Origin of the sequence: Proteus sp. G2674 (assembly GCF_009915195.1) — a bacterium.
GTDB classification, from domain to species: domain Bacteria; phylum Pseudomonadota; class Gammaproteobacteria; order Enterobacterales; family Enterobacteriaceae; genus Proteus; species Proteus mirabilis.
Window position 1 is genome coordinate 125,069 of the sequence record NZ_JAABLS010000018.1, and the last position, 11,419, is coordinate 136,487.

The 11,419-nt window shown below is 34.6% G+C and carries 10 protein-coding genes and 1 pseudogene; 6 read left to right on the forward strand and 5 right to left on the reverse strand.

Annotated elements, in window-relative coordinates:
* Positions 1-119: 119 nt before the first annotated feature.
* Entirely contained in the window at positions 120-1,043 is a 924-nt protein-coding gene (locus GWI58_RS09010) for an AEC family transporter (RefSeq protein WP_020945977.1), read from the forward strand.
* 111 nt (positions 1,044-1,154) lie between these two features.
* Here the strand turns inward: GWI58_RS09010 and mqo are convergent, their stop codons facing one another.
* Complete coding sequence (gene mqo, locus GWI58_RS09015; protein WP_004250418.1) at positions 1,155-2,651, reverse strand: malate dehydrogenase (quinone); 1,497 nt, start codon at positions 2,649-2,651, stop codon at positions 1,155-1,157.
* An 11-nt stretch (positions 2,652-2,662) separates the two neighbouring features.
* Positions 2,663-3,058, reverse strand: a complete 396-nt coding sequence (locus tag GWI58_RS09020; protein ID WP_004243954.1) for a cupin domain-containing protein — start codon at positions 3,056-3,058, stop codon at positions 2,663-2,665.
* Positions 3,059-3,536: 478 nt separating this feature from the next.
* Here GWI58_RS09020 and GWI58_RS09025 point away from each other — a divergent pair, with 478 nt between their 5' ends.
* Both GWI58_RS09025 and GWI58_RS09030 read left to right on the forward strand, forming a co-directional pair.
* Positions 3,537-4,574: a YeeE/YedE family protein gene (locus GWI58_RS09025; protein ID WP_094959873.1), complete on the forward strand. Its 1,038-nt coding sequence runs from the start codon at positions 3,537-3,539 to the stop codon at positions 4,572-4,574.
* Between the two features lie 14 nt (positions 4,575-4,588).
* Entirely contained in the window at positions 4,589-4,816 is a 228-nt protein-coding gene (locus GWI58_RS09030) for a sulfurtransferase TusA family protein (protein ID WP_094959874.1), read from the forward strand.
* Positions 4,817-5,222: 406 nt separating this feature from the next.
* On the opposite strand, the gene GWI58_RS09035 is transcribed toward GWI58_RS09030, so the two are convergent.
* A complete protein-coding gene (locus GWI58_RS09035; RefSeq protein WP_053089895.1) occupies positions 5,223-6,932 on the reverse strand; it encodes a LeoA/HP0731 family dynamin-like GTPase in 1,710 nt (569 codons plus the stop codon).
* A 16-nt stretch (positions 6,933-6,948) separates the two neighbouring features.
* On the reverse strand, positions 6,949-9,327 hold the full coding sequence (locus GWI58_RS09040) for a hypothetical protein (protein ID WP_094959875.1): 2,379 nt from the start codon (positions 9,325-9,327) through the stop codon (positions 6,949-6,951).
* A gap of 290 nt (positions 9,328-9,617) precedes the next feature.
* On the opposite strand from GWI58_RS09040, the gene GWI58_RS09045 reads away from it, so the two are divergent.
* The 3 genes and pseudogenes from GWI58_RS09045 (at position 9,618) to GWI58_RS09050 (ending at position 11,070) form a co-directional block, all read left to right on the forward strand.
* The gene (locus GWI58_RS09045) at positions 9,618-10,526 is read left to right on the forward strand and encodes an IS481 family transposase (RefSeq protein ID WP_394851940.1); all 909 of its coding nucleotides are present in this window, start codon (positions 9,618-9,620) and stop codon (positions 10,524-10,526) included.
* Positions 10,527-10,559: 33 nt separating this feature from the next.
* Positions 10,560-10,784, forward strand: a pseudogene (locus GWI58_RS17960) (RstR family transcriptional repressor); the annotation flags it as partial.
* 151 nt (positions 10,785-10,935) lie between these two features.
* Complete coding sequence (locus GWI58_RS09050; protein WP_094959877.1) at positions 10,936-11,070, forward strand: SymE family type I addiction module toxin; 135 nt, start codon at positions 10,936-10,938, stop codon at positions 11,068-11,070.
* 43 nt (positions 11,071-11,113) lie between these two features.
* Here GWI58_RS09050 and GWI58_RS09055 read toward each other — a convergent pair whose 3' ends face one another.
* On the reverse strand, positions 11,114-11,419 hold the full coding sequence (locus tag GWI58_RS09055; protein ID WP_063108584.1) for a hypothetical protein: 306 nt from the start codon (positions 11,417-11,419) through the stop codon (positions 11,114-11,116).

The window sequence follows — 11,419 nt, forward strand, 5'->3', positions numbered from 1 at the left end:
TTTATTACTAGGTAATAATACGAATATTTTTACTTTATTCATATAATAGATAACTATTTTGTTATCAGTTATAACTATTGAATAAAGTGGGGACACTATATTAAGCAACCAGAGGTAATATGTTACTACAAACCATTTTAGCAGCGCTGGGGCCCATTATCTTAGGGCTTTTAGTTGGCTGGCTTTCCGGTAAATATGGATTTATTAAAAGAGAGTATTCACAAGCCTTTGCTGATTTTGTCGTTAAAATAGCTCTGCCTTTTTCACTCTTTTTAGCGGCAACCCAAGCTTCTCCGTCGGTTTTCTTTAATATCGACTACCTATTAGCTCTCGCGGTAGGATTAGTTGTTTCTTATCTTATTGGTTTTTTAGGCGGCAAGTTCTTTTTTAAACATGATAAAAAGAACTCAGCAATGCAGGCATTATCGGTTTCATTTCCTGATATGGCTTATTGTGGACCACCAGTATTACTGGCAACAGTCGGCTCATCTGGTTTGATTGCTATGGTGGTGGGAAATTTGATCTACACGGTAATTATTTTACCTTTTACTATCATGATCATTAGTGGTGCCAAACAAGGAAAAAGCATTTTACAGTCATTGCTTAATGCTATCTCTCAGCCATTAGTTTTCCTGCCTATTTTGGGGGCTATGCTAGCTATTTTCGGCGTTAAGTTACCAGAGATTTTACAAAACTCAGTGAATGAAATAGGGAAAACATCTGGTGGTGTAGCATTATTTTTCTTAGGACTATTAATTTCAGGGCTCAAACTCAAAGTTAATACTGAAATTGTTTTTAATGTGATAATAAAGAATGTTGTACAAGGGGCATTAATTTTAGGAACGGGATTTGCACTTGGATTAGAAACTGAATTATTAAAAGCCGTCTTTCTAATTGGTGTATTGCCTACTGCAACAGCGGTGCCTGCTTTAGCTATTACAAATAAGGCCTATGCTGATATGGCAACGGGCACTGTATTATTAAGTACGCTATGTTCATTACTTTCTATTATTGGTGGTATCACTATTGTAGAAATGATGTAATTTTTCTAAGTATATTTACTTGGAAAAGGGTAATTAATAATAACGATGCAAATAAAAAATAAAACAGACCTTTAATTTCCGGTCTGTTTTATTTTTATCGGTAAGATATAACTAAGGTGTTTCTAATTTTAATATCTTAGCCGTTGATGCACGAATATTACGACAAGCATCGGCATCTATTTTGAGATCAATACCATAAGTTGGAATAATCGTTTTAAGACGATCTTCCCAACCCTCATTTTCAAGTTGCTGCTTAAAGCAAGATTTAATGATATTGATGGCAATAAATGCTGCTGTAGAAGCGCCAGGTGATGCCCCCAATAACACTGAAAATGATTTATCTGCGCTACTAATTAGCTCAGTACCAAACTCTAATACGCCATGATGTTTAGCTGCGGGTTTAATAATCTGCACTCGTTGACCTGCAACAGCTTCTTGCCAATCCTCATGTTGAGCCTGAGGATAGAACTGTTTAAGCATTTCAAATTGATGTGCTGACGTTTGTAATACTTGACCAATTAAATATTCAGTTAATGACCAGTTATCTTTCGCGACATCTAGCATAGGTTCAATATTGCTGGGGCGAATTGACTCAAATAAATCTAAATAGGAGCCGTGTTTTAAAAATTTACTTGAAAAACCAGCATAGGGGCCAAAGAGTAGGGAGCGTTTACCCGCAATAATACGAGTATCAAGATGGGGGACAGACATCGGTGGTGAGCCTACATCTGCTTTTCCATAAACTTTGGCATGATGGCGAGAGCTGATTTTATCTTCATCACAACGCAGCCAAATACCACTAACAGGGAAACCACCGTAGCCTTTACCTTCTGGAATACCTGATTTTTGGAGTAAATCGATAGCGCGTCCACCGGCTCCAACAAATACATATTTAGCTGTAATGAGGTATTTATCATGGGTGGTGAGATCTTTAACTTCGATATTCCAACCGCCAGTCTCATTTCTTTTGATATCAATAACATCATGTTTATAGTGCAACTCAAAATTATCTTGTTGAGAAAGTTGCTTAACTAATAGATGTGTTAATGCGCCATAATCGACATCAGTACCAGTAGCTACTCGGGTGACAGCAAGCTGTTGATTCGGATCACGCCCTTCCATAATTAATGGTGCCCAATCTTCAATTTGCTGTTTGTCTTCACTGTATTGCATATTTTCATAACAGTGATTGGCAGACATTTGGCGATAGCGTTGATGAAGGAATTTAACGTTATCTGCACCCCAAACAAAACTCATATGAGGGCAAGCATGAATAAAATCACGCGGATCGGCAATTTTTCCTTTTGTTACTAAATAAGACCATAATTGGCGCGATAAATCGAACTCGGTGTTCACTTCTAACGCTTTACTGATATTAACGGTGCCGTCAGGATTTGGTGGCGTATAATTTAGCTCACAGTTAGCAGCATGTCCTGTTCCCGCGTTATTCCATGAGTTAGAGCTCTCTTGACCACAATCATTAAGTCTTTCAAACATTGCGACTTTTAAATTAGGCTCTAGTTCTTTAAGAAGTGTGCCAAGTGTCGCACTCATAATGCCAGCACCAATGAGCGCGACATCTACATGTTCACTAATAGTTTTATTCATACAGACCCCAATTACTTAGTTGTTTTGGTAGGTTTAAAACATAACCCTGCATCTTCTTTGTAAACAACATAAGCTCGTCGCCAAGGTTCATCATCCATAAGACGCCATTTATGACCAGTGCCACTGTTATCTTGCGCTAACAGCACATCACCGGGTTTAATGATAAAAGTTGAGCCATCTTTTGTTTCAAACTCTAATGTTCCTGATAACGTAATAACATAACGAGGAACGGGATCTTGATGCCAATCATAGGAACCACCCGAAGTTGTTTCTCTAAACGATAACTCTGAAACAGCAATTGGCAAACTTTCACTATCGCCTCGTGAACTATCCTTAAATTCGATGATACCTTCTTCAAATAAAGAGTTACCATCTTCTCCGGTCCATAAGCGAACACATCGTATCATTTCGTCAAACTCCTTTAATATTTTGATACTTAAAATTTGATATTAGTTTAGTATAGATAACTTTCTTATTATTTCTTCCAATCACTATCACAATTAGACGTTTTTATTACTAAAATAATCGTAGCAGTAATTAAATAATATAGTTGATTATTATAGCTATTTAGTCTCTAACTTTAAGGGGAAGGTTTATTTTTATTGATGCAATATATAGCTATGTCCGTTTTTTATTGATAAGGGATAGTAAATATATTTATTAGTTAATTAATTTTTTATTTACCGAGTCATAATTTAAGTGTTAATACTTATTTTTTAATATTTGTTTTAATAAAAATATCTAGAGCGGGGGAGAATTCGCCGTGATCGTTGGTATTGTGATAATGGTTGCTATTTAACATGTGATTGCATTTTGTATGATAAAAATCTAGAAAACTTATCGTTTATTATAGTAAAGTCCTCTTTTTTCTTAGGAATGATGATTATGATAAGTTTATCTCATCTATCTGGGCTTTTTCTTGGAGTCCTACTTGGTTTTGTCATGCAACGTGGGCGCTTTTGTATGGCTGGTGGTCTACGTGATCTCTATCTTTTTCGTGATAATAGAATGCTTATCGCTATTTTGATTGCGATATCTATTCAAAGCGTAGGGTTATTTATCTTCTCTTATTTTGAGATAGCGAAGATCCCCAACAGCGCTTTTCCTTGGTTAGCGACGATTATCGGTGGAATTTTATTTGGTATTGGCATGGGATGTGCGGGTTCTTGCTCTACAGGAGCCTATTATCGAGCAGCAGAAGGTTTAATAGGAAGTATATTGGCTGTCATTGGTTTTATTATATCGAGTTGGTTAATTAGGCAACCAATATTAAAAAATTTATTCCAACCTATTACTGCACCTAAGTTTGAAAGTGGGACTATTACCCAGACATTTAATATCCCTCCTTATATTGCCATTATTGTTTTAGTAGTAGTGACAGCCATACTCGTTTCCCGGCATATTAAGAAAAGTGCATCAATAAAAATTCCAAAAATGAAAGCTAAAAAAACAGGTATTGCCCATATACTTTTCGAAGCAAGATGGCATCCTTTTGTTTCTGCTATCGTTATAGGAATTATTGCATTATTGGCATGGCCATCGAGTTTAGCTGATGGAAGGATTGGTGGTTTAGGTATTAGTGGGCCTAGTGCGCAACTCTTTACTTTAGTTACAGAGGGCAATTTAAAATTTTTTAATTGGGCCGGATTTTTATTGATGGGTATTTTTATAGGTGCCTTTATTGCAGCTAAAGGAAGTAATGAATTTAGACTACGTAATCCTGGTATAAAAACTATCTCTAAAAGCTTTGCTGGTGGTTTGCTTATGGGGATTGGGAGTGGTTTAGCTGGGGGCTGTATGTTAGGTAATACATTGGTGAATACCGCTTGGTTTTCTTGGCAAGGATGGGTATTTATTCCATGTATTATTATCGGTAGTTGGATTGTCAGTTATTTTACGATTATTCGATTTCAAAAATATTAATAAGTGAGAAGGTTATGAATACAGTTAAATTAGATACCTGTGGACATTTATGCCCATTTCCTTTAATTGAAGCTAAGAAAGCTATTGCATCAATGAATACGGGTGATGTACTGGTTATTGAATATGATTGTGCTCAAGCAACAGATAATATTCCTCGCTGGGCGGCAGAAGAGGGGCATGAAGTTACTGAGTTTGAACAGATCTCTGATGCACAATGGCGTATGCAGATCAAAAAAGGCTAGGTAATTATTAGAATATTTTTATTTGTGTATATATTGATGACCACAATAAGTGATTGTTAGTTACCATCACTGATTAAATTAAAATAAATACTTGTTACTTACTGACGGTAATGAGTATTTATTTTTCACCATGCGATGGTGAAATAAATAATAATATAATAAATCTAAGTTTTATTATTGCTAGATTGATAGTGGTAATAATTATCTTACCAATATTTGCAATAAAAAATAAATGACACAAATATTGAGAGTTCAATGTTATTACAAATAAAATTTTAGTAGATATAAAAATCATCTAAATAAAAATTAGAAAAAACTATTGTTAACGGAAGTTCAGTTTTTCATAAATAAGGGCAAATAGCGATTTATTTAAATAAGGTATTTGCCCGTTTTTTCTTGTCAGAAACTAAGCATAACTTGCTGTAATGACGCGATATTCTCCCTCAATTATAGCTCCCTCATGTTGCCATTCATCAAAGGATTTTTTACGTTCAAATGATCTTTCATTTGCTTGCACAACAAGGTTAAGATTTTCTTGTAGTGTTTGATAAGCAGGGAAGAGTTGATAGATAAAATCTTTATTATTTAACGCTTCTAATAGGCCTTTACGTTGTGTTTCTAGCATTGAAACAATTTCTTTGACTAAATCTCTAAATTTAGCTTCTTCTTGAGCCTTTTTATAGCTATCCCATACTTCTAAAACAAGACCCGCGACAGCAATGGCCGCATTTGCTTTGGCAGCGAAGTTAACAGCTCCCCAGGGTTTAAATTTCATGTACTTAGCTAAATCCACACCGACCATTTTACCTACAGAGACAATGCCATCGCGAGCAGCTAATATATGAGTATTATTTAGTTTGATATTTTTTAGACTAGAAATACCTTTGACAGCTAAATCAGCACCAACCGAGGTTTCAAATCGATTTATTTCATTATCAAAATCTAGGCTAATACGATGTAATCCACTAGAAATAGATTGGCACTGGCGACTAAATTCGGTTTCTATTTTTGTATTTAATACAATGCCTTCTGCACCAATTTCATTTTCATAAAAATCATTAAATGTGGTTAGATCAGTACCTTTTACTTGGCGAATCAGTGAAGTGAAATGTTCATTAACAAAGTTTATTAATTCTAAACGAGTGCGGTTAATTTTACTTTCTATCGATGTCAATTCATTGTTCAAATGTTGTGCCGTATCTGATAGCTGATTCAATTTATCATCTAATAAACTCTGTTGTTGCCGTACAATTGGCATTTGTTTGCCTAATATGTCTTGAATAATACTTTTTTGAGTTTCTATTACAATAGGAGTGGCTCCTCCATTTTGTTCTATTGTTTGCTGTGTTGCTTTTTGCAAGGTTGCAATTCGAGATATTTCCTTAAATTCATCTAAATGTTCTAACCAATAGGATGTACCTTCACCAAATGGATTGGCTGAAATACCAACAATTTTTATGTTTTCTTCTTCTTGGGCAGTCAAATTAATTAAGTTTTTTAAACGGGTAATTACATTTTGTTGTTTTATTTTTAGATTTTCGTGATAATCCCATTCATCTTCTATATCAGCAACTTCATCGAAGCGACTGAGAACAAAGATTGTACGGGGAAGTAGATTAAGTTCACGGAATAGCCAGGTTAAATCCTCTCCATGGCTTTCTTTTACCGGATTAACTGAATTCATAACATACAGCACTAAATGTGCTTCGCTAACATATTTTTTTGTTATTGCCTTATATTTTTCAATTTCACCAGCACTATTGAGTTGTTCTTTAAAACCGAATAACCCAGGAGTATCAATTAGCTCAATATCGTCATCTAAACGGTATACCTGCACTTCATTAGATGACTCCTGTTGACTAATATTCATATCTTTATCTAAACGTTCTAACCAAGCTGATGCAATGGATGTTTTTCCTTCAGAAAAACCGCCAATCAAAGCTACTTTTAATGTTTTTTCCTCTGCAGTTTTGAGTGCTGTTGTTAATTTGTTGATTAAATTTACATCTGGCTCTAAACCAAAATCGCGTCCTTTTTCAATAAATTCAGCTAATTTTTGTAATATTTGATAGTTCTGTTCTTGCTGATATTTAAATTCAGTTACAGTATTGCTCATAACAATTCCTTTTTATTTAGTATTTTATATGGTTAGCGATAGTCGTTAATTCAGTATTCGCTTGTCTTAATGAGCTATTGATAGCAGTACATTGTTTTACTGGTAGCTCAAGTTCATTCTGGATCTTTTGTATTTCTACCCGCATTTCTTGCTCAATTTCTCCGATGATTTTATTTATCTCTTTTTCGATGGTTCCATTTGCATTACGTAAGATCTTATTAACTTCTTTTCTTTGTTGGGATTTTTTATAACTTGAGTCAAAAAATCCCCAAATAGATTTTGCTATACCAACTAATGAGCTAACTAGGGCGATAGCTCCACCAACAAAGGCTAGCGTCCATCCCACAGGATTGGTTGCTAAAAAAGCAATGCCTATAGCACCACCAATACCACCGGCAATTAACCCACTTATTTGTAGTCCATTATCAACATTAATATTAAGATTAAAATTTTGTTCAAAATTAAGATTATCATTTTGTTTGATAACAATATTTTTTAAATGTTGACTTGAACGGTCAATAATATTTTTAATTTTCTCGCTAAAAATATTAGCTTCATTTTCAATAGCATGTTTAAGATCACTTTGTATCGTGATGGCTTTTTTCTCTAATATATTTTTTAGATCATGTTTAAATTCATCATTGCTTATATCGTTGTCAATTTTTTCATAAATATGTGTTTGTACTTGATCGTGAAAATTACGGCAAATCTTACTCCCTATAGCATTTAATGTGCCAATAAATTCATCTAAAGCAACGTTAATTTTCGATTTTGCATTTGAAACTTCACTTTTTACATTTCTATTCAAATTAGAAAATTCAGTTTGCAATTTTTGTAATTCAGTTAAAGAGTCTTTGAGTGTTTTATAAGCTTTATTTAAATTCGATTGCTTAATTTTATTTCTATAATCGCCAATAATTGTTGTCTTTAAATGAGTGATAAAATCAGTTACACCACTTAATGATAAAATGGTTTTTGGATCACCAAATTTGTCTAAAAACTTTTTTTGTTCTCTGGCTTCTTTGCTACCAGGTACGATACATTCTGTCAGTGCAAGATAAGCGGGGCGAGCACTCACAACTAAGCTTCCGTAGTATTGTTCTTGTAATTCTGATTTTAATTTTTCATCCATTGCCATCAGACTGTTACGGTTATCTTCATTTAATAGTGGTGATGTAAGTTGACGCGGACTGTTAGCAGGGTGGTTGTATATAGACCATACCTCACTTTGTGCGCTAAGATGTTTTTTAATTTTCTCTAATGTTCCTTTTGTCGTTGCATTCTCACCATCACTGGTTTGTGGTGGACGTGCTGTACGAGTGACATAAAATACAGCATGTGCTTTGCGTACGGCTTCTTCAATTGGCGTGCTTACAATCGTTTCATCACCTTCGATACCCGGAACATCAATCAAAGAGAATGTTTGTCCATCGACATTAAAGTCAAAAGAAGTATTATTACGAGTAAAATCAGAACGACCATCCCCAATAATCTGTCCATCAGCAAAATCGGTTAATTTCTTAGCATCATTATCTAAACGTTTTTTTTCTTGCTCAGCTTGTTGTTGTTTTTGTTGTAGCTCTTGTTCCTTTTGGCTTAATAGAGTGAGTTCTTGCTGTTTTTTCTCTTGTATTTGTTCAAGTGCCGTAGCTGCTTGTTGTTTTTCTCGTTGTTGGCATTGCAGGAGTTCTTGCAGCTCAATTTGTTGTTGTTTTTTCACTTGTGAACAGTGATTTTTAAGCTCAATAAGCTGTTTTTCTTCATGGGATTTGAAGAAGCAAGCTATTATTTTTTGTATCCAAGTTTGCTCTGATTTTAGTTTTTCCAACAATTCATTTAAGTTAAAAATCTCAGATTCAATTTCGTTTATTGCATTGTTATGTTGTGTTGCCAATATTTTTGATTCTTGGGTATTTTTCTCTTCTATTTGGCGAATGGTTAACTCTGCTTGTATAATTGGCTCAGCATATTTTTTCGACAACTTGGTTATTTCTTGTTGTATTTCTTCAATCGCTTTTGTCATATCCATAATTATACGACGAACTTTATCAAATGCTTCTTGCGTCAATCCAAGCTGCTGTTGTATTTCTTTAAACTTTGCCTGACTCTCTTTTTTAGTTTCCTCACCGAGATATAAACGTAAAGCTTCAATTAAAGTTGATTTACCTGCATTGGTTTCACCATAAAAAGCAATAGTAAAACGTTTCCATTCACTATTTTCTTTTAATTTTTCTAATTCTTCTTGGATATGGTTATTGAGTAAATTTAAGTTACCCATTGCATCAGAAATATCTTCTGCTAATCGAGCATCAAGTTGTTTTTCCGTTAATTTTTCTGTAACAATGTTTATTTGTTTCTGTATTTGTTCATAAATTTCGTTGGATAGTTCGCTCATGGCTTCCCTTTCATTTATTGATTTTTTATTAATTTTATGGTGATGGTAAATCACTATATTGAAACTATTTTAGTTTAGATAAACACAATATATTTTAAAATGTTTTTTTATACATTCAAATAAAATGATTTTTAATATCTGATAGACAGATTTAGAATGTTTTTATTGATGAATACTAATAGTGATAGTAAGAAGATTATTAAGTATTAGTAAATTTAGAATATATTACATATGAAAGTCTGGACTTCGGCTGACAATTAGTTTTTTCTAGTTGTAGCCGGAGGTCAGATATGATGAATATTAAAGCTAAACGAGATATTGCACATAAAACAAAAATCTTAAATCATGCCCGTGAGAGCAAAAATATTGCTAAAACTTGTCGTCATTTTGGGATTAGTAGAGAAACTTTTTATACTTGGAAAAGAGCTTATGAACGAGATGGCGAGAAAGGATTAATCAACAATAAACCCTGTCCTGAAAATCCAACCAGAAGAGTTGCAAAACATATCGAAGAGCTGGTTATTTATCTGCGTACGACTTACCATTTTGGCCCCCAGCGCATTGCTTGGTATCTTCTGCGGTTTCATAACATCAAAATATCACGCTCTGGCTGCTACTATGTATTACTAAGAAACAAATTAAACCAACTTCCCCAAAATCAGCGAAGTCGCTCTAAACCACTATTTAAACGTTATCAGAAACAAGTGCCTGGGCATCATGTTCAAGTTGATGTGAAGTTCCTATTTTTTAATACGCCAGATGGTCAACGAATTAAACGTTTTCAATATACGGCAATTGATGATGCGACACGGATCAGAGCACTTAAAATTTATGAAAAGCACAATCAGGCTAATGCCATTGATTTTATTAATTATGTTGTAAATAAATTTCCCTTTAGAATCAAAACGATTAGAACGGATAATGGTCACGAATTCCAATCAAAATTTAATTGGCATATTCATGATCTCGGGATGGAGCATGTTTATATCAAGCCAGCTACCCCCAGATTGAATGGAAAGGTAGAGCGTTCTCATTTAACAGATAAACAAGAGTTTTATCAATTAATCGATTATAAGGATGATGTCGATTTACATGAAAAATTAGCTGAATGGGAGGCTTTTTATAATTGTCATCGCCCTCACTCAGCGCATGCTGGTAAAACACCGTATGAAGTGTTAAAAAATAAGCTTGGTCTTTAAGACTAAACGTCAGCCGAGGTTCTGAGTGACACATCGGGCGAAGCACAGGCCTCTTTAGACATACTCAAGCGCATTGCCGTCACATTTAATGTTTCTGCGGATTGGCTGATATTCGAGGAAGGGGAACGCGAGCCACAAGATGAGCTAAAACTGAAGTTTGAAGCCGTAAAACAGATGGATGAGGACGAGTTAAAATCCGTTACGTCGATTTTAGATGCGTTAATTTTAAAACATCAAGCTAAACGGTTGATTGGATAAGCGATTTAATACAACGCCGTGTTGGAGTGCGGGAACACCCCAACACGGCTAACCACAGCAACTAAACGAGGTAGTCCCTATGGCTAAGCGCGATTGTAGTGTAAAAACACCGACAGCTAAAGAAGAAGTGATAAAAACCAGATGATATTCAGTGGGTTACTTGCCGAACCGAGGAAAACCCAACCCTAGTCCACAACTGATAATCAGCGGTAAGTGGTTGAAGGAGTTGGGATTTGAGGTAGGTAAGGAGATCCCAGTTTGGGACTGGGATCTTTTACACAATTAACATATATCTAATTTCGTAAACTATTTGGCACAATGCAAGTTTGTTAAAACGGAGAAAACAAAATCCCTTTATTATTATGATAAGCATCATCTATTAGTGATACCACAGATCGCAAGTAATCATATGCATTTTGATCTAATAACTCATCTTTCATCAGGCTATTAATTTCTTGACGAAGATCTATAAGTTGTCCGTCACTGAAAAGCTCCATATCACAGTTGGATAACTTAGATAACAATGGATATTTGCAGAGATCATCCCTGATTAAAAAATTCTCATTACCTGAAAAGTCATCTAATGATCTAATGCTTTCACCAATAGCTTTATCCCATAAATATATAATAAACAT

What these genes read in the sequence shown, in the direction of transcription:
- GWI58_RS09010 (WP_020945977.1), top strand. Translation starts at nt 120, where the DNA reads ATGTTACTACAAACCATTTTAGCAGCGCTGGGGCCCATTATCTTAGGG.
- mqo (WP_004250418.1), bottom strand. Translation starts at nt 2,651, where the DNA reads ATGAATAAAACTATTAGTGAACATGTAGATGTCGCGCTCATTGGTGCT.
- GWI58_RS09020 (WP_004243954.1), bottom strand. Translation starts at nt 3,058, where the DNA reads ATGATACGATGTGTTCGCTTATGGACCGGAGAAGATGGTAACTCTTTA.
- GWI58_RS09025 (WP_094959873.1), top strand. Translation starts at nt 3,537, where the DNA reads ATGATAAGTTTATCTCATCTATCTGGGCTTTTTCTTGGAGTCCTACTT.
- GWI58_RS09030 (WP_094959874.1), top strand. Translation starts at nt 4,589, where the DNA reads ATGAATACAGTTAAATTAGATACCTGTGGACATTTATGCCCATTTCCT.
- GWI58_RS09035 (WP_053089895.1), bottom strand. Translation starts at nt 6,932, where the DNA reads ATGAGCAATACTGTAACTGAATTTAAATATCAGCAAGAACAGAACTAT.
- GWI58_RS09040 (WP_094959875.1), bottom strand. Translation starts at nt 9,327, where the DNA reads ATGAGCGAACTATCCAACGAAATTTATGAACAAATACAGAAACAAATA.
- GWI58_RS09045 (WP_394851940.1), top strand. Translation starts at nt 9,618, where the DNA reads ATGATGAATATTAAAGCTAAACGAGATATTGCACATAAAACAAAAATC.
- GWI58_RS09055 (WP_063108584.1), bottom strand. Translation starts at nt 11,419, where the DNA reads ATGTTTATTATATATTTATGGGATAAAGCTATTGGTGAAAGCATTAGA.